At 46.1% G+C, this 23,729-nt stretch carries 16 protein-coding genes; all 16 read right to left on the reverse strand.

Going from position 1 to position 23,729, the window contains the following annotated elements; genetic code table 11:
* Positions 1 to 25: 25 nt before the first annotated feature.
* The 16 genes from ACFBZI_RS11345 to ACFBZI_RS11420 all read right to left on the reverse strand — a co-directional run bounded on the left by ACFBZI_RS11345 (position 26) and on the right by ACFBZI_RS11420 (position 23,710).
* A complete protein-coding gene (locus ACFBZI_RS11345; protein WP_375716480.1) occupies positions 26 to 250 on the reverse strand; it encodes a hypothetical protein in 225 nt (74 codons plus the stop codon).
* A gap of 236 nt (positions 251 to 486) precedes the next feature.
* Positions 487 to 1,107, reverse strand: coding sequence for a hypothetical protein (locus tag ACFBZI_RS11350; RefSeq protein WP_375716481.1), 621 nt, complete (start codon positions 1,105 to 1,107; stop codon positions 487 to 489).
* 97 nt (positions 1,108 to 1,204) lie between these two features.
* Positions 1,205 to 4,525: a D-alanyl-D-alanine carboxypeptidase family protein gene (locus ACFBZI_RS11355; protein ID WP_375716482.1), complete on the reverse strand. Its 3,321-nt coding sequence runs from the start codon at positions 4,523 to 4,525 to the stop codon at positions 1,205 to 1,207.
* A gap of 12 nt (positions 4,526 to 4,537) precedes the next feature.
* Positions 4,538 to 5,455, reverse strand: coding sequence for a hypothetical protein (locus ACFBZI_RS11360; RefSeq protein WP_375716483.1), 918 nt, complete (start codon positions 5,453 to 5,455; stop codon positions 4,538 to 4,540).
* Positions 5,445 to 6,068, reverse strand: coding sequence for a hypothetical protein (locus ACFBZI_RS11365; RefSeq protein ID WP_375716484.1), 624 nt, complete (start codon positions 6,066 to 6,068; stop codon positions 5,445 to 5,447). The genes ACFBZI_RS11360 and ACFBZI_RS11365 overlap by 11 nt, the downstream gene beginning before the upstream one ends.
* Positions 6,069 to 6,082: 14 nt before the next feature.
* Positions 6,083 to 7,018 (reverse strand): hypothetical protein, encoded by a 936-nt coding sequence (locus ACFBZI_RS11370; RefSeq protein ID WP_375716485.1) that lies wholly within the window; start codon positions 7,016 to 7,018, stop codon positions 6,083 to 6,085.
* Positions 7,019 to 7,030: 12 nt separating this feature from the next.
* Positions 7,031 to 8,101, reverse strand: coding sequence for a hypothetical protein (locus ACFBZI_RS11375; protein WP_375716486.1), 1,071 nt, complete (start codon positions 8,099 to 8,101; stop codon positions 7,031 to 7,033).
* 170 nt (positions 8,102 to 8,271) lie between these two features.
* Positions 8,272 to 9,138, reverse strand: coding sequence for an OmpA family protein (locus ACFBZI_RS11380; RefSeq protein WP_375716487.1), 867 nt, complete (start codon positions 9,136 to 9,138; stop codon positions 8,272 to 8,274).
* Positions 9,139 to 9,221: 83 nt separating this feature from the next.
* Positions 9,222 to 14,216 (reverse strand): hypothetical protein, encoded by a 4,995-nt coding sequence (locus ACFBZI_RS11385; protein WP_375716488.1) that lies wholly within the window; start codon positions 14,214 to 14,216, stop codon positions 9,222 to 9,224.
* 588 nt (positions 14,217 to 14,804) lie between these two features.
* Entirely contained in the window at positions 14,805 to 17,240 is a 2,436-nt protein-coding gene (locus ACFBZI_RS11390) for a type IV secretory system conjugative DNA transfer family protein (protein WP_375716489.1), read from the reverse strand.
* Between the two features lie 26 nt (positions 17,241 to 17,266).
* Positions 17,267 to 20,497 (reverse strand): putative type IV secretion/conjugal transfer ATPase, encoded by a 3,231-nt coding sequence (locus ACFBZI_RS11395; protein WP_375716490.1) that lies wholly within the window; start codon positions 20,495 to 20,497, stop codon positions 17,267 to 17,269.
* A 26-nt stretch (positions 20,498 to 20,523) separates the two neighbouring features.
* On the reverse strand, positions 20,524 to 21,594 hold the full coding sequence (locus tag ACFBZI_RS11400) for a hypothetical protein (RefSeq protein WP_375716491.1): 1,071 nt from the start codon (positions 21,592 to 21,594) through the stop codon (positions 20,524 to 20,526).
* A complete protein-coding gene (locus ACFBZI_RS11405) occupies positions 21,594 to 22,691 on the reverse strand; it encodes a hypothetical protein (RefSeq protein WP_375716492.1) in 1,098 nt (365 codons plus the stop codon). The genes ACFBZI_RS11400 and ACFBZI_RS11405 overlap by 1 nt, the downstream gene beginning before the upstream one ends.
* Positions 22,622 to 22,936, reverse strand: a complete 315-nt coding sequence (locus ACFBZI_RS11410) for a hypothetical protein (RefSeq protein WP_375716493.1) — start codon at positions 22,934 to 22,936, stop codon at positions 22,622 to 22,624. Before ACFBZI_RS11410 ends, ACFBZI_RS11405 begins: the two co-directional genes overlap by 70 nt.
* 12 nt (positions 22,937 to 22,948) lie before the next feature.
* A complete protein-coding gene (locus ACFBZI_RS11415; protein ID WP_375716494.1) occupies positions 22,949 to 23,293 on the reverse strand; it encodes a hypothetical protein in 345 nt (114 codons plus the stop codon).
* Between the two features lie 12 nt (positions 23,294 to 23,305).
* On the reverse strand, positions 23,306 to 23,710 hold the full coding sequence (locus ACFBZI_RS11420) for a hypothetical protein (protein ID WP_375716495.1): 405 nt from the start codon (positions 23,708 to 23,710) through the stop codon (positions 23,306 to 23,308).
* Positions 23,711 to 23,729: the final 19 nt, after the last annotated feature.

Below are 23,729 nucleotides of genomic sequence, written 5' to 3' on the forward strand. Positions count from 1 at the left end.
CCAAGAAATTGGGGTTTTGCTGTTTTTATTTGTTACTGCCTGCTGCTGACAAATCCCGCCAGATGGTATAGCTGCCTGCTGAAGACTTGTCTCTGTAAGGATTGAAATTCGGCTGTCTAAAGTCCGACACCCACTGTGTGCCATTATAGATTTGGATATGGCCATGTGGGTTTTTTGGAGTCTTATTCCAAACAACAATATCACCCACCTGTGCAACATAGCCATCTTTATTAATTTGACTAAAACCCATTGTTTTCAAAGTGCCGTTAGCATACATATAAGCCGAAGCTTTAGGTATGAACTCATATCCTGCCGCTTGCAATGCTTTTCGAACAAAGGTCGCACATTTACCTTTGCCAGGCAAAGCTAAGGAAGTGTGGCTGCAGTTTTTAACCCACCAACCGCAACACCACCAACAATACAGTAAGCCTTGCCACTGCCCACAAAAAAGCCCCCAAATTTGAGGGCTTAAGTGAGTGGGTGGAATTAGTTGCCCCACTGGCTCCAATAAACACCCGTTCTGTCTTCTTTGAGATAAAAACAAGCATTCGCATTCAGACCGTCTAATGGCATATAATCAAATGCTGGATACGCTGAGTGGACACTTCCATAATCCCATAAACCAAATTTACCATTGGCATTAACACAAAATTTATTGCTGTTTTTGCTAAAAACAACATTGTCTGCTTTGTTTGGGTTGTTGATTTTTCCTACCAAAGGCAAAACCGCAACTTTTTTATTGGTTTTATTTACTGCAAACCAATAGTAAAGAGTTTTGCCTCGAAGATCTTTGTAAGACTGCTGGTGTAAGACATAGTTCTTGTTGAAGTTTGTTGGCTGTTTGAAAGCATTTTCTAAAATTTTGCCTGACTTTTTGTAGTCGCAAAGGTTGATGTTATGTTGGGCTGGCTTGTAATTGCCATTTTTGATATTAGAATCTTCTACATTGTAGCAATGATCTACTAAGAAACTGCCTGTCTTCTTGACGACGCCTCGCTTAAAATCATCAATATCAGCTGGGCCAGCGTCGTAATCTCCAGCAAAAGCGGGAGAAGCCACTGTCGCCGTCATCAAAGTAATTGATAGAAACAACAAGTTTGTTTTCATAATAACTCCCTTAAAATTTTGTTAGTATTTGACAATTTTAGCAAAGCTTAAGCAGTTCGGCAATAAAAACTCCCAATTTTTTTTGGGAGTTTTTATTTTATTTGCTGTTGCCAGCTCTAGATAAATCGCGATAGATGGTATAACCCGTTCTAACGCCCGCCCAAGGGTAAGGGGTTTGTTGTCTAAAGTCTGATACCCATCGGGTTCCGTCATAAATTTGAATATGACCGTGTGGTTTGCCAGGTCTTCGATCCCAGACCACAATATCCCCAGCCTGTGGCTTAAAGGTGGTCAAATCAGCATTTAAGCGGGTGAAGCCTATTTGTTTTAAAATACCTTCGGAGTGGTACATATAGGCTGATGGTTGAGGGGTGAAGCTGTAGCCCCCTGCCTGCAAATCTTGACGAACAAAAGTAGCACATTTACCATTTCTTCGGCTTCCTTGCCAGTTGCGGGTGGCATGTTGAGCCGCTTTCGCCGCTCTCGTCGCAGGCGTACCTTGCCCTGCACTGGCGTCGGCACCTGTTGTGTCATTTGGCGCACAATATCCATAATTACCACCAGCAGCCTCACCACTTGGTGCACCACCACCCTCACCGATGGCACCAGCGGATTTGACCGTTTTGGCGATGTTGTACTGTCCATGCAGACCATCTGTTGCAGTGAACCCGCCTGCAAATGAAATCTTATATTTCTTAGCCAGTGCGTCTAACTGTTGGTTGACATTTCTACCAATGTCAGCACCATGGATAAAGTTATTGGCAACGCCCATCAAAGTAACACTCGCCCCTGCATTTTGCAGTGTTTGGATTTGTTTTTCGATGGTATCCAGTTCAGTTTTGCTCAAACGGCGGTTGTTTGTCAAGCCACCAGAGTTAGATGCACCTGATGACAGCACCACATTTTGACCTTTAAGCTTGCTGGCATGGTTTTGCACCATTAACAACACGCCTGCAGGGTTAGAGCCGACAACCGCTTGCCCTGGAATGCCTTTTTGAGTGCCTTTACCACCAGCACCTTTGGCTGTCCATGCAGCTTCAGTGGTTGTTAGTGTTGTACCGCCTTGGTTGGCCCCACCAGCCGCAATACTATCACCAATATAGTAAGCTTTGCCACTGCCTGCCGCCGCACCAGTTGCCGCACCACCACCAGCTGGTCTTGCCGCACTGGTTGCTGTACTACCAGTAGTTGCACCACCACTTGATGATCCAGGTGCGCCAATTGGTTTTAGCAACTCTCTGGCCTCAGGTGTGCCTGTGTAGGCGAAGTGCCATTCTTCTGGCATTACATGTTGTGCATTTCCTGTTGGATAAGATTGAGTGAAGCCATACGTGGCCGCATTTTTTCTTAACCACTTACCTTGTTCGTAACACTCACCGCCTGGCTTGAATTTATGCGAGTACACATCGCAGAAGTCAAGTGCCAAACCTGTGTGGTGTTCAGAAGTGCCAGGAATTGAACCAGACGCAAAGACATTCTCAGGTGTTCTGTAGTTTTTGCCTTTGCCATTTAGGCGGCCTGTGATAAGTTCTCTTTGTCTTGCAACACTTCGATGAGCAGACATAACGGTTAAACGCACGCCGTCTTTTTTAGCAGCAGCAACCATTCTCTCTAAAGGCCCTATCGCCATTTCGTGCATCACCATGCCTGCTTTTGTACCGACACCTGCTGGCACAGGTTTTAAGGCGTTCGCTGGCGCAGATTTTTGACGATAGTATCTGGTTGTTTTGTACGTGCCAGGCTTATCCCCCTCAGTTCTAACATCGTAGTACTCACCTTTACCGTCTTTACCGTGGTCCACAGTCACTGAAACATTGCCAAATTTCATCGTTTCTTTACCAAACGAAGTCGCAGGCGCCTCGGCAGCCCCGCCAGCAGAGCCACCGCCAGCAACAGCGGCTGTTGGCTCACAGTTACCCCAGTAACCTGTATCCACCCACTCATCACCGCTGGCCTCAAGTTTAAGGTCAATCATGCTAGGCACTTTGTCCGCCTCGGCAGTCACTTGCAGTGCCTCGATTTTCTTTTTGTACTCCTCTAGTTGAGCAAGGTTGGACACCGCAAGCATGTTCTCAATGCGAGACCGCACTTCAGCACTCTGCTGCTTGATAAAGTTTTCTTGGGCGTTCATCATCAAGTATTCGGTCATCAAACCCTTAGAGTTTAATCCCGTCATGTCTTGTTCCCACTGTGGGTTGCCATACCGCTTATTGCCAATCTGTAAAATCAGCTCTTTTGGGGATTTTTGTGTGATGTCGCCTGTATCCATCAAACCTGGCATGGTGGCAAAGTCTTTACCATCATCAACCAACATAAAGCTTGCCAACACACGCTGTGAGACATACTGACCAGAAACATCATAACCTGCACTGTCAGCAACCATTGCCCCCTCAGCAAGCGTTCTTTGAGCCGCTGCCAACTCTTCGGGGGTTAAGCCTTGCGTGTTGGCGTAGGTGTTTTTTAACTGATTTAGGTAAGTGGCTGGCAGCTGTGCCGTTGGTTTTTTGGCTTTTGGATCGATAGGTAAGTTTGTACCGTACAGGGTATTAAATTGAGTACGCCAAGAAGTGCCGTAGTATTTGACATAGCCTGGACCTAATGCAAGACCTGTAAACAGTACATCTTTGTCAAAATACGGCGTTGGGTCGGTATTATACAGCCCTGTAATGCTCATGTTCTTAGCCCGCTGGTCATTCTTGGTGTTGCCTTGACCCAAACGAACTGCCAAAATTTTGCCACTGCCATCAATCCAAGCGTTACGAACCCGCTCGAACGGTACACCATAGTCCATATGTACATGGATACCACCTGCACCTGTACCGCCCTCATAACCAATCACATCATTGCGACTGACCTTTGAGCCTGGCGCAAAACCTGACTTGTACTGCATATGCAGGTAGCGAAACCCATCGGTGGTGCCACCTTTACCGTTATTGTCACGACGCACCGACACATAGTGGCCACCGCCATCTTTGGTTAGTTGCGAAGCATTGGTTACAATCTCACCACTATCCAAAGGTTTTAATGGTGTGCCCAAGGCGTTGTTGATGTCCACCCCACGGTGCGGGCGACTGCCACGGTTTTCACCAAACCGCCCTTGCGACTCCCAATTTTTATTATTCGGCATTTGCAAAGAGCTTAAATTGGCTGGACGCCCTGTTTTTAAGAACTCGGCAGCTGCTGCGGCATTGCCTGACATCTCTGGCGGTGCCACAGGCTTATCCTTGGTGCTGATCACCTTATCGCCAGCTTTACCATCTTTGTCATTGGCAGACTTGTTAGCGGCTTTGCCATCAGTTTTGCTGGCATTGGTCTGCTTAGGCACGCCACCAACAATGTTATTAGCACTGGCAATCGTACCCAATGTGCCTAGCAGTAAAAAGATACTTAAATATAATGGCTTGAGTTGGAAGTTCACGGGGTGGTATCCTCAACAAAATTCGACAATGATTGGCTTGCCTTGTTGGTCAAGCTCGAACATCTTGTCTTCTGCTTTACGCAGGCTGTCTATATAACTTTGCTCAATGGGAATGCGATAGCGTTCTTTGAGCATTTGCAAGGCAAAAGCATTGCTGATTTGCAAGGTGTCACTCAGATTTTCAAAGCCGATTGTGTTCGGGGATACCAGCTCTTTTTCAATCAAAGTTTGGGCCAAAATGTCGGAGTGAACCACATAGCCCAGTGAATACTGCAAATCTCTGCCAACTGCCAACCCTGCAATTGGTGCTGGCGTTAAAATGTGATGGAATAAATCAATATCGCCAAAAGCGTCGTACAGCTCGGCAGCGGTCTCACCTGTTCTGATTACAGGTGTTTTTGGCATGTCTTGTTCTTTGATTAGCACCGTTAAATCAAAAGGGATTAAAATTGACAAAAATTCTTCGTCTTTGTACATGGCTTGGTCAGTGCTTAAGGTGTTGTGATAACCAAAAATCCGCCGCATTTTAGGAAACAGACTGCCTTTAATCGGCAAAACCAGCACCAAACTGGCGTCATGAGCGGTGAAATAGCCTCTATGAGAAATGTGTGGCACTGCTCGTTGGTGGTAATACACCCCAAATTCACCCATATCATCAGCAGTTGGTGCTCTTAGGTGCAAACACTGCTCGTTGATGGTGTTTTGTAAGTAATGGATAGCGTCCAAATAAGCCATAATGTCAAAGCCACGGCTTTGCTTGGTGGCCTCAATCAGCCGTTGATTGTCCGCCAGTGCCGTATCACACAGTGCTTGGATTTTTTCGCTAAGTACCGATTTGTCTTCATCGGTGTAGCACAGTTTTTGTGGGACGGTTTCGTTTGCATCCCAAAAGTGCGGTTTGCAGGTGATTTGTAGCGGTTTAGTAGCCATAAAAACCTGCCCCTTTGCGATTGCGCAAATCTTTTTGGTGCATGATAGGTACGCACTGTGTTTGGATTTCTTTGCAGGTGATGACATGGCGATCTCGGCCATCTTCCCCAATATCAATCTGTTTTTGCCCCCAACCTAAGGTAACAAAGCTGTGTTTGCCACTTAAAATCATTGACCATAGGTTGTTTGAGCGAATGGGGAAACTTAAAATGAACGAGCTGGGTTTATGCTCCCCTGCGATGGTTTCTTGCATGCGAATGGCAAGGCTTTGTTTACCCTCTTCAATCACCGCATAAATTGGTATTAAGGGGCGGACAATCTCCCACAGGTATTGTTGCAGTAAGAAAGTTAGAAACAACGCCCCTGTTGGGGTTTTGCCAATGCCAATGGCTGATTCTTGCACCACACGCACAGGCATGATGGTGCCAGCGGTGGGTGAGTACTCCACAGGCTGTAAGGCATTGTGGCAGCCTAAGTAATACCCTAGGCGAATGCCAGCAGCCAATGCGGTTGCCTCTTCTTTACTGATCCGCTCGGCTTTGGCGGCAATCTCTGCCATGCGTGCCTGTGGTGAATCAGAACCTTTGTTGCCAAGCATAAAAGAACCAGCCATTTTAGAACCTCACATCAGCGGACAAGACAACCAAGGTCTTGTTTTGGTGCGTCTGGATCAACGCCCATTTGTTTTAACATCTCTCTGGTGGTGTCTGAGGCAACTTGACTGACCACATCGGCATTGACAACCGCACCTTGCCCATTTTGATCATTGATTAGGTTGGGTGTAGAGTCTGCTTGGGCCGCCATTTGTGTGCTTGTCTGGCTTACACTTACACTACTAGAGGTATTTTGTTTGGCATTTGCCCCTTGAAAATAAGCAACCACCGCAATGGCGATGACACCTAGGATGTACAGCATTTCTTTACGGAACAGCATTTGTTTGCCTTGCAGTACAATGTCTGTTGGTGGCACAGGGTTTTGTGCGGATTGCAAGTTGTCGCCAGTTGCCATTTGTGGGTTGTGCTGCTCAAAAAACTGACGGTTTTGGGCGTTTGTTGGCGTTTGTTGTACCACATCAGGGCTTGGCACTAATGGTTGGACATCGTTAATATCGGTGTCGCTGTTTGGCGTGGTCAATTGCCAGTAGATGTTGTTTTCAGCTTGGCTCCAAGCGTCATAAATTGCTTTGGTAACATCGGCAAGCTCAACATCAACTGCCCCACCAACAACAGGATAGGCATACGATGGGTTTAGGGTGGTGAACCCTTTGGGGTGATCGATAAGTACTGTGCCCTCAACCACGGCATAAGTTTTGCTGGTTTTTTCATCAATGGCAAATTTGAACTTATCAAAGCCTTTGAGATTGAAAAATACAGGTCTTGAGCCAACCATGCAATCGTTGGTGTCCAACAACAAAACCACTTCTTGTTGATTTTGGTCTTGCTCGGTGGTGTTTAGGGTCAAATCAATGCTTGTGCCAGCAATTTTGGCAATGCTAAAGTCAACTTTGGGATCTAAGGCATAAATCCCATTGAATGATTTGGGTTGTTGTGATTCTACATTCATTGTGTGTTTCCGTTATTTGTTCAAGCCAAAGACAGCGTTGTAAATGTTGTCATTGGACAGGCCGTAAACCAATTGCACTTTGCCTGATTTTTTATCTAGGAAGATGGCAGCTGGCACACCACGGCGTGAACCCTCGCCATACATTTGGTCGGCAGCAAAGTACAGGCTGCTTAGGTTTTCGTCCAGTTTGCTACGCATTTCATCGCTGACATGATCAACGCCTTGTGAAGTGCGGTCAAACAAAGCACGCAACTCTTGGGCGTCTTTGATATTTAGACCTGCTGCTGCCAAACGCAAAGCGTCAGATTGATCGCCGCCGTCATTACCCAAGGCGATGGTTGGTAGCCACTTGATGGTGACATTTGCTTGGTCTAGCTCACGGCTCTTGTCAAATAAGCTGTGGCAGTATGGGCAGCGTGGGTCATAGAACACATAAACGGTGTTTTCAGGGGCAACACTGGCGTTTTCTTTATAACCGCCCATCTCTTCTAGCACCGACATAATGCTTGGTACTTCACCGCTAAACTCACCAACTACCGTACCGACATTTTCATAGCTAACACCAGGAGCAGCTTGGCTCTCGGCAGGTTGCGCTTGCGGGGCTTGGCTGCTGATTTTTTCTAAAAACTCAGCAAATAATGATGGTGTGTCTTCGGTGTTTTTATAAACTTCACCTAAGATGAAATGCTTGCCGTCATTGGTTGAATACAACACAGTGTCGCCATTTTCAGTACCCAGCTGAAAAGCGGTAAAACCGTCTTTGGTTTCAGAATCTTTGATTTGCCCGAAAGTGGCCACTTTTTCTTCAACGGCAGCACGGTTTTTCAATGTGGTTGGGCCGTGATAACCGTTAGCACCTGCATAAAAGCCACCGCCAAAACAGGCTGCCATCAACACAGGCAACAACAAAACTTTAAGACCGTCCAGTCGGTCTTTACTTGAATTGGTAACTGGGGTGACTTTGTTATTGGCAGTGGTGTTTTGCGTTTGACCATTGCCAAGCGTTGCTTGCTGGGCATTTTGGGTAGGCGTGGTTGTTTGCGCCACAGGGGTGGTTTGCGTAGATTTGCGTTGAATAGCCATTGAAATTACCTATTTTATCGGGGAAAGGAATATTTGTTACTTTGTGTTCACAATATTTGTAAGCAATTCTAATATATATCTTTTGAATTGTCAATTGTCGCCAAATCGCACTGTTAAAAAATGCCCACAAAAAAATTTTGCAGGCATTTTGTTGCTTGATTTGCTTTTGCTTATGGCTTGGCAATTTCAGCTTGGATATGTAACTCAACACGGCGGTTAGGCTGCAAGCAATTGACTTGCTCGGCTTTTGAGCCAGTGGTTGAACACTGTTTGACAGGGCTTGATTCACCTGCACCAAAGGCCACCAAATTGCCTGGCTGTACGCCACGATCGATCAGGTAACTACGCACTGTGTTGGCACGCAGTTGCGACAGACGCAAGTTATAAGCATCATCACCCAAGCGGTCAGTGTGGCCAACGATGGTTACACGCACAGAACCTTGTTTTTCGATGGTTTTTAGGTTTTTGGCTAAGTCGTCCAAGGTGGCACGGCCTGCTGGCAGCATGTCTTGAGCGTTGAATTTGTCAAAGGCGAACAAAGCGTCAGCGGCTAGGTTCACCTTTTCATTCACCGCTTGTTTGACCACAGGTGCTGGGGCAGGTTCACGAATAACCACAGGTTGCTGTTGAACCACGGTGACAATCGGTGCTTTGTCTTCGATATTAAAGCAGCCCTCTTCACCCTGCCAATGCAAGGCTTGGGCGGTTTTCTTGTCAAAATCAACACGCAATTGGCAACGCACATAGTCTTCGGTGTATGGCACACGAATGTCTAGCACATAGTTCCATTTGTTGTTTTTAAACACGCCCTCGTTAAACTGTGGGTTGCCTAGAATTTTACGCACATGGTCTTTGTCCATGCCAACATCTAGACGCATGACATCAGCCAATTCATAGCGTTGCACTTGTTTTAGATAACTTTTTTTATCAAAGTCAGGAAAAACAACATCGTCTGACGCAGGTACAATTTGAGCAGCCAAGGCAGTACTGGCACACAAAGCAGCACAGGTGGCCGCTAGAAGTTTTAAAGGTTTCATTTTATATTAGCTCCGTAAATTTGGTATTTGTTCAGATGGACAGTTAATTACCGCCCATCTTTTTGGGTTTTTGCTAGAAAAGATTAGAACACACCAGATACGCCTAGGCGAACGATGGTTTCACCTTTCTTGGTTGCTGACGACACACCGCCTGTGAATGACCAGCGGCCGTTATCAGCGGTCTTACGAAGCATGACTGCCACGGCTTGATGGTTGGCGTAGTTTGACGCACCAGCGGCATAAGTCCACTTGCCAGCGACTGTCGGAGCCTCTACAAAGGCTGACGATGCAGCGATACCCGCTTTTAGCTCATTGCTAACGGCATTGATATTGCTTTGTAGCTGGCTTTGAACGCCATACAACTGGTCTAAGTTCACAGCGTCAGTGCCCGCCATACCTGGAGCAACGCCTGTGATACGATTGCCCCCGTTATGCAGACCGCCTGCATAGACAACCACATCGCCAGTTTTCACCGCACCTTGAGGGCCCAAATCCAACTGCTTGGCCACATCAACGGCATAATCGACACCGCCAGAGGCGTTCATTGTTGGGGTGATGACCACATTTGGCGAACCTGCTGATACAGATGCTTGCTTGGCGATGTCAGCCTTGGTGGTGTCTGCCAAATCCACGGTGTACTCTTTGCCGCCAGTGCTGTTCATTGACTCTTTAACGACAACATCGGCAGAACCTGCTTTGGTGGTTGCCTGTTTGGCGATGTCAGCTTTGGTTTCAGCGGACAAATCAACGCTGAAGTTTTTACCACCCGTGGCGTTGTCCATATCTTGCTTAACAACAACGGCGGTTGAACCTGCTGACACGGACTCTTCTTTAGCCAATCGGGCTTTGGCTTTATCAGACAAATCTACACTGTACTCTTTACCACCTGTGGCATTGGTCGCCTCTTTAACAGTGATTTGGTCAGATCCTGCTTTAGTGCTGGCTTGTTTGGCGATGTCGGCCTTGGTCTTAGCGTCTAGACCGATAGCATAAATATCACCACCAGTGGCGTTCTTACCTGCAACAGTAGCTATTACACCATCTTTGCCAGTAACCGATGTTTTCTTGGCAATGTCAGCTTTTGCTTTATCAGTCAAGCCTACGGTGTAAGTATCCCCACCTGTGCTGTTTTTGCCAGATTTGGTGACCTTAACATCATCATCACCTGCCACTGAGGTTTGTTTGGCGATGTCAGCCTTGGTCTTATCTGACAAGGCAACATTGTAGATATTGCCACCTGTGGCGTTTTTACCACCATCAGTAACGGTAATGCCATCACCTTGGCCCACAGAGGTTTTCTTGGCAATTTCAGCTTGAGTATCGGCGGTCAAGCCAACAGCGTAAATATCACCACCAGTGGCGTTCTTACCTGCAACAGTAGCTATTACACCATCTTTGCCAGTAACCGATGTTTTCTTGGCAATTTCGGCTTTGGTTTTGGCGGATAGATCCACTGAGTAGTTGTTGCCACCTGTGGCATTGGTTTTGTCTTGTTTTACCGTGACAGCGTCAGAACCTGCTGATACAGATTCTTCTTTAGCCAGTTGAGCTTTGGCTTTGTCTGACAAGTCAAAAGTATATTCCTTGCCGCCAGTGGCGTTGTCGCTTTCAGTCACACTGACAGAGTCAGAACCTGCCTTAGCAGTGGTTTCTTTGGCCAGCTGGGCTTTGGCAGCGTCATCTAGGCTGACAGTGTAGATGTCACCACCAGTGGCGTTTTTGCCAGTAACTTTGACGGTTACGCCGTTACCGCCAGCGACTGAGGTTTTCTTGCCAGCGTCTGCCAGTTGGGCCTTAACGGTGTCAGACAAATCCACACTGTACTCTTTGCCACCTGTTGCGTTGGTTCCCTCTTTGACAGTGACAGTATTAGAACCTGCTTTGACAGACTCTTCTTTAGCCAGTTGTGCTTTGGCGGCGTCTGACAGGTCCACGCTGTATTCTTTGCCACCAGTGCTATTTACACCGTCTTTGACCACAACCTTATCCGAGCCTGCTTTAGTGCTGGCTTGTTTGGCGATGTCGGCTTTTGCAGTGTCTGATAGGTCAAAAGTGTATTCTTTACCACCAGTGCTGTTAGCACCCTCTTTGACGGTAACTTTATCAGAACCCGCCTTGGCAGTGGTTTCTTTGGCGATTTGTGCTTTAGTGGCGTCTGACAACGAGACATTATAAATATCACCACCAGTGGCGTTTTTACCTGCCATATTCACGACAACACCATCACCTGCACCCACAGAGGTTTTCTTGCCAGCGTCTGCCAGCTTAGATTTAGTGGCGTCTGATAAATCAACAGCGAAGTTTTTACCGCCAGTTTCATTGACTTTGTCCTGTTTTACCGTAACAGCGTCAGAACCTGCTGACACTGACTCTTCTTGGGCAGAAGCAGCCAAAGCGTCGGAGATGTCTTTGGCTTGTTTTGGTGCTAGGCTGATGGTGTAGTTGTTATCCCCATCAGTTGGTGCTGTAACCGCCAAACCATCGCCTGCTTTAATGCCCGCTGCTTTTGGTGCATCTGGAGTTTTTGGCAGTTTGATGTTATTGACCGCCTCAACCACAGCGTACAGTTGTGAGCCGTTTACTGCGTCAGTGCTAGATGCTGTTACACGCCCTGCTGCTACATTGGTGATTTGACGTTCTGCCCCTGCTTTGCCCACTGATACGGTAGCTGTTGGGTTAGCCCCTGCAAAGTTACGCACCGTGTCTTGAATGGTGATATTTGCTGTTGGGTTGGCTTTGGTTGGCATAGAGTCGTTGCCCAGCACCACAGTGTTGTCAAAGCCAGTTGGTACTGAGATGTTGTTGCCAAACACCGCTGCGTTGTTAGAGGCCACCACATTGTCTTTACCGATAGCGATGGAGTTGGTGCCAGTAACCAGTGCGTTACTGCCGATACCGATAGAGTCATTGCCAATCACGGTAGCATTAGTACCCATGGCGATGGCGTCATTGCCTGAAGCAAATGCCATGTGGCCGTGCGCTTGGTTGCGTAGGCCTTTGTTGCCAAGCTCAGACGCTTTTAGGGCTTTTTGGGCGTCATCGGCAGCTTTTTGCTTGTTGGCAAGGTCAGCCTCAATAGCGGCTTTTTCACCCTCTAGGCGAGCTTTTTCGGCCTCTTTTTCTCGTTTGAGGTCATTGACAGCGGCAGCGTCAGCTGGGATATTCAAGTCTTTGATTTTCTTGTTGATGTCATCTAGCTGAGCTTTAAGATCGTCGTGGGCTTTTTGTGCTTCTTTAGCTTTGGTGGTCGCCTCAACGATCAACTGGTCTTTGTCGTTGTACAGTTTTAGCTCGCTGTTGATACGGCGGATCATCTCGTCAGCCAGTGGCTTACCAAAGCTGTAGTAGTAATCGACATTTTTCTTGTCATAGACAAGTTTCATACCAGCAAACCAGTTTTCTGGATTGTACGCCTCAGTGATGATTTCTTGTTTTAAGTTCATCAATTGGACCGTCATGGTGTCAATTTTACTGCGGTTAGCATCAGGTTTTTTGGCTTCATCGATGATATTTTGGTAAATATCCAGTGCGTTGTTGATCTTGCTGTTATAATCACGGATTTTATCAAGGCTGGCACGATAGGCTTTTAGATCAATCGGTGACTTGTCAAAATTCCAGTCGATTTTGGTGTATAGATCGTTGATTTCTTTGTAGTGGTTTTTAAAAGATTTGATGTCTTCTGATGAAATTAAGTTGTTATTATTGACGGTGTAGTCGTTGATTTTGGTGACAACACCAACGCTTCTGTCATACAAAAGAGAGCCAATTGGGTTGTTGCCGTTGGTTGGTTTCAAACCAAACTCGTTGAACCTCCATATTGATTTTTTAAAAACTTCTGTGTTGTAAAAGGTGCTGAAATTTTTACCATCAACAAGGACAGAGAAGCGCGAATTAAAGGACCCGTCCAGTCTTGGGGCGGTGTACATATATGTTATTGGGTTGTACTGATCAGTTTTTTTTAAAGATTCATAACTAGCCTGATGTAAAACTTTTGCATTAAGAAAAGACTGGGGAACACCTGAAAAATTGCTCCCACCCTCTCTTCGGGCGTCTCTAAGCATCCCGTATTTTTCTAATCTTGTAGAATCACCATCTCTGACTATATATTCTTTTCCGAACGCTTCGGGGTTGAGTTGATAAGCTCTGTCAGTGTCAAGAGCAAGGTTTGAATTGTGATTCCCATCCAACACTGCATACGCCGCTGTATCTTTTGTTGTGTTAAAAAAACCATTATTATATAAATCTTTTAGAGTAAAGGGGTTGAACGGCGCTAACCTGTTCTGGTCTGTCAAAGCATTTTCCAAATACTCATACGTCCCCTGATAGCTCGCCTGCCGATTGATATAGCCATCAACGATATTGCGATAATCAGCGTCAGTATATTTGCCTGCAAAATCCGCAAAATTTCTTTCAATGGTTTGTTTTAGCTCGGCTGATACGGTATTACGAGCTGCGTCTGAGTTTTGGTTGTTGGTTAGCGGTGTCCAGTTAAGACTGTTTAGTACATCTGTAAAATTCAAGTACAGGTTTTTACCGTTTACTGATACGCCATCAAGGGTTTTCTTAGCCTCGTCATAGCGAGGTTGTAAACCTGCTTTTTGGTTGTCTAATTTTTCTTTTTCGGCAAGCTTAACCGCGTTGGCGGCAGATTGCTTGGCAAGTGCGTCAATTTCTTTTGCCAGACCATCAATAGCGGTATTTTGTGCTGCGATGGTGTTATTGGCGTTTTTTAGTGCGTCAGCGGCTTTGTTATAAGCGTCCAATGCGGTTTTGTTCGCCTGTGCCAGCTTGTCAAACGAAGTGCGGTCAATGTTCGTGCCTGTGGCGACAGCACCAAAACCAGTGGCGATACCGCTGGTAGAAGTGGCATAGGAATCATCGCCGACAGCGACAGCGTTGGTGCCTGTGGCTGTGCCTAAAATGGCGACTTCCTCAGCATGAGCGGTGTTCATCAACCCAACAACAGCCACCGCCAAAGCAGAGGCGATAATACGGCCTTTGGTTGATGATTTGGCAATCTCCGAGCAGACAACCGACTGCCCACGAGAGTTGCGTTTGGTTTTAAAGATTTTGTTCATGTATTAATCCTTGTTGCTAAAAGAAAGGAAAGTGCTTACAATGAACAGCGTTGGGGTCTCAACCAACGACAACCCCCCCCCATCAAAAGCTGCCACTTTTGCTGAGGGAGGGGTTAAAAACTGCAGTCACACTTCCTTATCATTCTTTACAAAATAATAAACATAGATAAGTAATAATGCTGCTCTATTCGTTGTTTCCATTCTCACCTTTTGTTAAAATTTGCCTGTTTAAAACGACGCCTTTATCCTGCAACAGCACAAGATAGCTTTCGCAGGCAATGAATGCCGATTAAACTCAGAAGCTGTTCCCATGTGGCTTGTCTGAAAGACACCAAGAACAGTGGAACAGGCTAACCGTACGGCCTTGGGTTGTAAAACCCTAAAAGTAATCCAACTGGCAATTTGTGTTATAGATTGCTAAGGTGAGTTGGTTACGGTTCACTGTAAGCAATATATTTTATTTTTACTAAAATATATTGTGAATATAATAATAAAAATCGATTGTTTAGACAAGCCAGCTAATTGGCTTATTGTTGGTTTTTTGTAAATTGGAACTGTGTAACATTGATTGCCAATCAATGCCAAAAATCACTCATCACCACTTGTCGGCCGCTCATGGCGGTTGGCGGAAGACTGCAACAAACTCAACTGACGCTCTTTATCCATCGTCTCAGCCAGTTTGCGACGCTGTTCATCAAGATCCATCAACAAATCGTCCGCACTGTCATGCAACACCATCGCTCGTGGGTCCATAACAAACCCTTGGTCTTGATAGCCAAGATCAGCGTCAGGGGTAAAGGCTGGCACTTCTTCATACGCTGAAATCGAGTCTGTGGCGGTGCTTGACGCCAAAAGATTGGCTTGACCCTCAACAACGATCTCAGAATCCACATCGTCTGAATAACCCAAATCCGCCAAACTTCTGTCTTTTTCTTCAAATTCATCAGCAATCAGCGAATACATCTTTTCAAACAGACCATGGCAAGTATCCTGTGCCAACTGTTCATGGCAATATTCCATAAACCGCAACAACGCACTTTTTGACTCAACACCCGCCTGCTCATTGCCACTTTTGTTGTACAAGGCGTGGTATTTGGTCAGCACACTGCCATCGCTTTCTAACACTCTGGTAAAATCAACCGTTGGTATCTCCAGTGCTTTGCCTGCCCCCACTTTAGAAATCGGCACTAAGTCATTTAACGCCAGCTCAACGCCTACCCACTCTTCTCTTGCCCAAAACATCTGCACAGGCAAAATCAACATCTCTTGGTTGCCAACTTCACGGCCACCATCGAATACCGCAGGCACAAAAATATGAAACTGCCCTTGTTCTTGACCTTGAATATCAGATTCTTTGACGCGTGGTTTTAGCACCTGATTGGCAAAACCACTGGCTTTCCAGCGAATACTGCCGAATAGACCCTCTTTTTTCTCATAACCTGAGTATTCAGCAACACGAATCTCGCCTGCCAAACCTTTGACCCTGCCCCAAGTCTGGCTATCAGACGAAGTTACGATCTTACCAATCATCTTGACACGACAGTTATCCCAAATACTCTCGGCCTCATTAGAACCGCTTTTGGTCAAGTCGGCATAACTTTGCATGGCATAAGTCATGGCAATATTCACCGAACGAGACTGAGCAGCAATCACCGCCAAGCCAGGCACGATGTAATAACCCAGCTCATCTAGCACCACACGGAACATATTTTTTGAAGAAGAGGGCAAGGAATCAATGTTCAAGTCCCGTGAACCCTCAAGCGAACGCCCCAAAGCGGTGGCAATCATCTGCCGTACACCACTCATAATCAAGCGTCCCAACATCTTAAGGGTAGAATCTGAACGCTCCAACGCTGGCAATAAAATCACCAAACAGCGGCGGTTCAGCACCACGTCAGTAATATCAATCTCACCCACCTTAGAACCAAAAATATGCCCATAGTTATAACTCAAATCGTTAAACACTCGGGTCAGCTGCATGGTCACATAACCAAACTGCTCATTGGTCTTGGTTTCTTGTTGATACAGCTTATTGGGGCTATAACCTGGCAAGGTTTGTAGAAAGTTGTCAAGCGCCCCCATCGTGGCTTTCAAGCCTTTTTTAATCTCTGGCGGATACGGCGAATCATGGACAAAGCGTTCAACTTGGGTCAGCTCCATAAAATCGTTATAAGTCGCTGGTGCCAAGTCGATCATCTCTTGGTCTCTTAGATACACCAATGGACGAGTCAATGCTGCCAGATAAGACAAACATCGCCCCTCCCACATATCACTACCTGCCTCACTGGTGGACACCATGCCCGACAAAATCTCAATCAAAATCGCCGCTGGGCTTGACGCCATCATATTAAAAGTGTTGGTTTCTCGGCTACGCAAGTTTTTATTGGGGTCAGCAGAACCACCAAAGTTCAACACCAAAATGTCTTCATCACGATCCACACGGCGAACCACATAATTCACCTTGGGCATAACACTGGCGTCACCCTTGCCGTCCACAAAGATAAACCCTGAATCTTCCAGCATTTGGTTGAGCAGTAGCGTTAAAATGGTCTCAGTCTTACCAGAACCTGTTGTACCAATGATGGTCATGTGCGTGGTGGCGGTTGCCTTATTGAGCCATACTTGCAAGCCCAAATCATCACGCATATGCCCCAAAAAGCTAATGCCTTTGCCCCACATTCTGTGGATAGAGTCTTTATTCAGCTTGGTGTCAGACGGCACACGCTCTCGGCCATCAGGCAATTTTAAATGTTGGGGGATTGCCAACGGCATATTGTGCAAGCGGTGATTGGGGTGAAAATACTTTCTTGAAATCACATAAATAAATGGCAAGCCAACCAAAGCGGCAATTGGCGAAGTCAGGGCCATTAGTCCACCAATGATTGGGGCAGCAATAGCCGCCATTGACGCTGTCTTATGGGTTTTTAACGACGCTTGCAGCTTTTCGCTAAAACTCCTTGTGTCAATTTCAACTTCTTTGGTTTGACTTTGTTCTATCGCCGTGCGATTGCGGACTGTTGCCATCTTGCCACCGTTCTAACCTATCTACATCAAGCTTTCTTTTCTTTTAGTGCCATTTGGTGCTCGTGGTATTCATAAGCATGAATCGCCTCCAACGCCATCTGATCAATCACCCCAGCTTCACGCTGCTTGGTCATCGCCCCTGCATTTGGGTCTCGTTTTTCAAGCTCTAAGCGTTCTTTAACCTTACTGGACGCACCAGGACCAAAGAACCACGCCAACACTTCAATGGCTCGTTTCAAGCTCGGCACTTTGGCAGACACCGCCTGCAACATCGCACGGTCTGTCTGGTCAGTGGTCAAGCTCCACAAGCGTTTTGGCCCCACAGAACTGGTCAAATATTGTGAAAACTTACCCGCCTTGGTCTTAAACCATACAAAATAAGTCAAACCATGTGCTGACAGTCCGATATTGTCAAAGCCATTAATCACCCCAGGGTTGGACGATAAAGACTTTTTGAAAATGTCTAAGTCTTTCTCTGTCGGTTCTGAACACACACAAACGGTGGTACTAAAGCTCAACAAATCCACAGTTTCTGCCTCTGTCGGACCCTCATAACGGAAGTCGCCCAATTTGTGAGAAGATAAAATCAGCTCCAAACCCCATTTACGGCCCTCACGAGCATCAGTTTCTAACTGTTTCATGGTTGCCATATCGCCTTTGGCGTTGTGCAATTCGTCAAATGCCAAAATTTTTCTTTCAGAACGCAAATCTTTTAGGCGGCGTTCGTAGTACGGCATAAACAACGCAGGGATTTTGCCTGATCTTAAGTCGTCTTCTGACAAGGCGAAGTTTTTCACCGATACCATGCGGGCGATTTGGAAGAATAAGGCGGTTTGTTGGCGGTTGCGGCGATCAACCACATCGTTTAGGTCCAGTGCCATCACCCGTGCGGTGTCCACATCAAACTCGGTGTGATAAGAAAAACACTCATACTCGGCAATCACGTTTGACAAGGCACGCAAAGCAAAGTCTGGCATACTTTCTGTGGACGCCACTTTGTTGGTGTAAATGTCGGTAATGGCAGCAGATTTGATGATACTGATCATATCGGCAAGCACAGGCATGGCATAACGGTGAGCCAAGTCGGCAGCACGAGCCAAACGCTCTGAATCACGCTTATTGTTCGCCTGTTCACTCATCACATGCAATTTACGCTCAAGCGAAAAGTTGGAAATCTCATCAAAGACTTCATAATCATATTCATCAATGATCCGCCCAAACTTGTCTTTGACTTGGTAAGTACGGTAATTTAGCACCTTATATTCTTGCAATAAGGAGTCCAGTTCTTCATTGTCATGCGGACGATACATTTTTGGGGTGGAGTTTGCCCCTGTGTCTTGGATTGAGTCAAAGGTTAGGCGAATAACTTCCGTCCAAAAACTGGTTGTACCCTCATACGGCTTTTCAAGCTCGGCTGGGGTGGTGATGGTGGTCATAAACGACACCATTTGTTGCAACTCCCATTCCAAAGGAAACGGTAAGCCTTTGAGCGTTGTCAGCGGGTTGATGGCGTGTTTTTTGTCCTTACGCAGTTTTTTGGCAACCACCAAGTGCTTGCGTTCAGGCGGTAAGCGGTCTTGTAATAGCTGAATAAAGCCTGTTGATGAAAAACCCTTGTCAATTACCGAAATCCATGGCAATTTACTAATCCCTGCCATTAAACAGCTGTTCACCAAGGTGTTGTTTAGTAGAACGGATTTACCCGAACCTGGAATACCTGTGATGATAGTAATCCAAGTCGTTTGCAAAGGACTAAATTTTTCTAACATCATCAGCTTGCCATCTAAGGTACTGTGCGGAATGGTTCCCTTGGGAAATGGCGTGGCTGGGCGAGTCAATGGCAACATCGCCAAGGCTTTGGGTAGCTCAACGGCGGCTTTGGTGCCGACATGTTGTTGGTTAAGACCCAATACATTAGACTGCCAAAGCATTAATGGATCACCAACATTGTCCTTGGTGGTCATACCACCCCATGCCTCCATCGTGGCTTGTAGTTGCTGCTTACGGTCACGCAGTAGCTTGTAGCACTCTGGGGTGTCGTCCACCCAAGTCATGGCAGAAATCTGCAAACCAACCACTGCCAAGCCCTCATTTTTTGAGACTTTTAGCTGGTCTAGTGAGTAACGCAAGTTCTGATTGGTGATTGGTGGCACTTTTGCCAAAAAGCCCGCCATCGCCCGCTTGATTGCCATGCTCGCCAAACAATCACTGGTAAGCATAAAGCTGATGGAATATGGCATGGTCACGGTTTTACCAGACAAATCACGGTTGGTTTTTTGGTTAAATGCTGAGAACAAGGCATTAAACAAGTTTGGCTGACTTGGAGCAATGTCCATCATACAGCCTGCAAATAAGCGGCCGCCCATAGACACGGTGTTATTTGGCAAGCCCTCTTTGGCACCCATCACTCGCATGGTGGTACTGGCCATGATTTGGCGTGATAGCTTTGGTGGGAATAGGTGCGACATGTCGTTTTTGTCGTGGGTGATTGGCCAAGTGATTGGGGTTTGGTAGTTTGGATAACCCAAGTACTCTGCCACTCGAGAACCAAGCACTGTGGCTGGCATCCATTTTTTGGAAGTCAAATCAGGCACAACTTGGCGTTTGACAAAGTTTAGTGCGTCAAGCACATTGACCACTTCGGCTTTACAATAAAATCTGCGGTTAGACAAAGCAGATGACACCGCTCCCACAAAGGTTTGGTGTTTTGAGCGGATAACATCTAGGGGTTGCAGCACATTTTGGGCATTGCGGATAGGCGGACGCACATAAGCCATATGCTCTTCTGCCACGGTTTGACGCTCAACTTTATCCAACACCACAGGCTGAGTGATGACAGCGAACCACACTTCTTCGTTATAAACCCGCTTTTGATACTCTTCTGATTCTTCTTCAATCAAATCATCGACATCAAGCAGTAGCACACTGGCGGTTTTCTTTTGAATCTCTTTAGAGCGTTCAAGCAGTGAGTATGAGTTTAAGTCTTTGCGGAACACACAGGCAATTTTATAGCCAGGTTTTGCCATAAAGTTGTTTAAATCACGGGCCATGTACTGAATCATGTCGTAAAACTCGTCCACGGTGATGATGGACATCAACCCATCATAACGAATTAAGCTCATCAGTGAGCCGTTTTCAAAGACGATGTTGGTGCTTGAGTCAATGGTTTCAATGGAGCAGTAATCTTCGTTGGTGGTTTTGAGTGCCGCCAACGCATTGACAATCACGGATTGGATTTTTGAAGCGAACAGGGACATCTTTAATTCTTTCCTTTTTGCTAGATTTAGTATGTGGGTTTGGTAAACAAGCCACTCACCACTTGGTGGCTTTGGAGTACGGTTTGTTGTTGGATTGGAAATTGCAACTGGTAGCCGATTTGCTTGTCGATATGTAGCATGTCGGTTTTGTCTTGCAAATGGGTATTAATAAACGCCAACACTTGTTCTTTGGCACTTGGCAGTGGCAAATAGCCCAACTGAGCCATGATAAACACAAATGTGGCCGCTATTCTTGTTGGGGCATTTTTAATAAGCACACAGCTTGACGCGCCTCTTAGCTGGGCATAAGAAAAGGTGTGGGCATTTGGCATGGTTAGGCAGTTTGAGCTTAAGCCACTGACGCTTTGGGCAAAGCTAACACACGCTTTTAGGCGAAAATGTGCCAGTCGTTTTAGCACGGTTAAATTGGCACGGTGCAAGGTGCTTTCTGAGTTTTGTAGCAAATGCAACAGATTGTTGGCAACAATCATGTTTTTCTTAACAGGGTCTTGATAATTGCTAAAATCTTGATTGCTTTGTACGGTGCTGTATAAGTCGCCCAGCACAAAAGCTGGTTCAAAATATTCGGTTTGCGTTCTAAAATAAGCGTGTTTGCCAATCAGACGCTCTTGGCGCATGAGTTTATATTCGGCGTCTGTCAAGCAAAAACGATGGTCAAAGCCCATTTGTAGTGGTGGATAGCTTTGTAGCCACGATCTTAATTTTTCTGATAAAAACTTAGGCATTAAAAAGGTGGTTAAACCAAAAAAGCCCTCAACTTCACTGCTGATTTTGCTAGAAAACAGTGGGGCTTTTAACAAATGCTCTGCACCAATCACCAGTGGCTGATACAGCCGCAAAACAGACAGATCATGGGTGTTTAAACTGTCTTGATTGACACCCTCGTCAATATCAATGGCGTTACGAACATGGCTTAATAGCGTAATAACAGGTGACAAACTGCTGTCATCATCACTGACATCTTGCCATTCGTTGGCGATGGCGTCCACCAAAGACTTATCAGGGTTTAATAGGTTGATACTTTCGCTACTTTCACTTTGTGAAAAAAGCTCTAGTAAAGACTGTAAAGACACCATTATAAATAGCCCTCAAATTTACCAAAAACTTCCGCCACACCGTCTGTACTGCCCACACCATACATGTTGTAGTAGGTATCCAGTCGCTGTTCTAAGGTGTAGCCAAGCCTGTCGTCCCAAGGTTTGAATATGTCAATATCAAACTCCATTGCAAAAAACCCCAATGTGCGTTGTCTTTGGGCGGTCAAAAAGTTGTCAATTGCTCGTTTTGGGGCAGTTCTGGCAGTCTGCTCACCGCTTTGCTGTAATTGCCGTCTGTTTTTGCTATCAATTCTGGCGGCAGCGTCTAAAATATCGAGCAGATAGGCGGATTTATAAAACTCATCGCCACTTTTTTCTTCGATGTATTTTTCATCATCTTCGTTATAAGCACGCTCTTGGTCTTTATTGGCGGTTTTGTCTTGCTCTTCGCCTTGGTTTTCTTGTTCGTTGGCAGGGTTGTTTTGGCTCTCTAGGCTCTTTTTAGCCAACTCTTCGGCTTTAGCCTTGGCGATAAGCTCACGCACTTGGTGACGGCGATAAGCGTTCTCTAGAGATGCTTGGTGTAAGCGAAACTCTCCCTCTCGAAAGCTGTTAAACAAGGCGTGCGACTCTACCAACTGTTTTTGATTTTGGTCTTGACCGTGTTTAACCAGTAATAAAAAGCGTTGCAATAGGTTAAATTGCTCATGAAAACCGACTTGTTTGGCGGCACTGGGTGGCATATAAAGCAGTTTGCCCAAGCCCTCAATGCCAATCCAACCCAAATGGTGCAAGCGGTGGCACAGCGAACACGCCAAAACAAGATTGTCTTGCTCGGTGTCGTTACCTTTATCGTCTTTGATTTTGCCAAAATTGCTATGATCACCATCTAAATGGTGTAGTTCTAGGTATTCATGATCGGGAAAGCCACAAAAATGACAGCAAACCAGTCGATTTGCTCCTTTTTGTTGTTTGGCTTTTTCAAAGGTGAGTTGTTTGTACTCAAAATATTCGTCAGTACAGTGCGTGGACTTTTCAGAATGCCAGTTGGCAAGCACCGCAAAATCTAGCGTGCCGTAGCCCGCTGGTGCGTTTGGTAGCTGTTGTGGACTTTGTTGAGGAGTTGTGTTTGCCATTGCATAAACCTTATGATTTGTTTTGCATTGCCTTTTTGTAAAATGACTTGTGCGATGTCAATGATGGGCAGGTAATAGTATTCGCCAAAATCCAAAAGAGTTAGCAAATCATCGATGGCTTGTTGGCTGGTCAATCCGTTTTCATCACCGCTAAGGCACAGCTGAAAAATCTCCGTCCAGTCGTTTGGGGTACTCTCCCCTGCCATGATTTTGCTTGCGTATTGCTTGAGTGGGTGGTTGGTCATGATGATTGACTATTAAAGTGAAACCATGCCGACAACGGTTAAAAAATAACCGCCCAGACCTGCGATTAAAAAGCCAATAACCACACCGATGACACTGGTACCGACAGTGCCTTTGCCCTGCCCTGCACCAAGATTTAAGTCATAGATGTTTTTAAGTCCATAAAACACCAAGACAAACCCTGCCAGCACAGCGAATAACGCAAACGCACCCAAAAACTTGCCCAAAAAGCCCTCGGCACGGGTATAAATCCCCTCAAGGCTGACATTGGACGGGCCTTTGGTGACACTGGCGATATTTTGTGCTTGTGCCTGCATAAGGCAAAACGGCAATAGCAATACTGTATAAAACTTATTCATGTTATTGACCGATTAGTTAACAATAGAAAGTTCAGTGCGTCGTGCGATTGTCAGATAACTGACTGAAAGCACACCCATAATTAAACCCACAGCAAACGCAACCCAAGCCCCGCCTGTGGGCTGATCGCGCTTACTGCGGTTATAAATAGCCACCAAACTGATGGCGGCCATGGCAAAGCCAACAACGATAAACACAAGTGAAAGAATGGTATAAGTGCCATTCACCGCGCTGGTTGCAGTTGTGGTCAAGTTGTCGAGAGACTTGCCACTTTTATAGCCAAGGCCGCTTTGTTTGGCAACACCTGCAAGATACCCTGAGCCTGTTTCGGCAAAGGCAACCGCAGGTGTCATGAGCAACAGGAACACCTGACACAGATTGTTGTACCAACGAGTGGTTTTTGTTGATGAGTGATGCATGACAGGAACCCAACACACC

The sequence above is a fragment of the Moraxella marmotae genome (assembly GCF_042219885.1).
GTDB lineage: Bacteria > Pseudomonadota > Gammaproteobacteria > Pseudomonadales > Moraxellaceae > Moraxella > Moraxella marmotae.

Coding starts and splice junctions, on each gene's coding strand:
- ACFBZI_RS11345 (WP_375716480.1), bottom strand. CDS start 250: ATGGGTTTTAGTCAAATTAATAAAGATGGCTATGTTGCACAGGTGGGT.
- ACFBZI_RS11350 (WP_375716481.1), bottom strand. CDS start 1,107: ATGAAAACAAACTTGTTGTTTCTATCAATTACTTTGATGACGGCGACA.
- ACFBZI_RS11360 (WP_375716483.1), bottom strand. CDS start 5,455: ATGGCTACTAAACCGCTACAAATCACCTGCAAACCGCACTTTTGGGAT.
- ACFBZI_RS11365 (WP_375716484.1), bottom strand. CDS start 6,068: ATGGCTGGTTCTTTTATGCTTGGCAACAAAGGTTCTGATTCACCACAG.
- ACFBZI_RS11370 (WP_375716485.1), bottom strand. CDS start 7,018: ATGAATGTAGAATCACAACAACCCAAATCATTCAATGGGATTTATGCC.
- ACFBZI_RS11375 (WP_375716486.1), bottom strand. CDS start 8,101: ATGGCTATTCAACGCAAATCTACGCAAACCACCCCTGTGGCGCAAACA.
- ACFBZI_RS11380 (WP_375716487.1), bottom strand. CDS start 9,138: ATGAAACCTTTAAAACTTCTAGCGGCCACCTGTGCTGCTTTGTGTGCC.
- ACFBZI_RS11385 (WP_375716488.1), bottom strand. CDS start 14,216: ATGAACAAAATCTTTAAAACCAAACGCAACTCTCGTGGGCAGTCGGTT.
- ACFBZI_RS11390 (WP_375716489.1), bottom strand. CDS start 17,240: ATGGCAACAGTCCGCAATCGCACGGCGATAGAACAAAGTCAAACCAAA.
- ACFBZI_RS11395 (WP_375716490.1), bottom strand. CDS start 20,497: ATGTCCCTGTTCGCTTCAAAAATCCAATCCGTGATTGTCAATGCGTTG.
- ACFBZI_RS11400 (WP_375716491.1), bottom strand. CDS start 21,594: ATGGTGTCTTTACAGTCTTTACTAGAGCTTTTTTCACAAAGTGAAAGT.
- ACFBZI_RS11405 (WP_375716492.1), bottom strand. CDS start 22,691: ATGGCAAACACAACTCCTCAACAAAGTCCACAACAGCTACCAAACGCA.
- ACFBZI_RS11410 (WP_375716493.1), bottom strand. CDS start 22,936: ATGACCAACCACCCACTCAAGCAATACGCAAGCAAAATCATGGCAGGG.
- ACFBZI_RS11415 (WP_375716494.1), bottom strand. CDS start 23,293: ATGAATAAGTTTTATACAGTATTGCTATTGCCGTTTTGCCTTATGCAG.
- ACFBZI_RS11420 (WP_375716495.1), bottom strand. CDS start 23,710: ATGCATCACTCATCAACAAAAACCACTCGTTGGTACAACAATCTGTGT.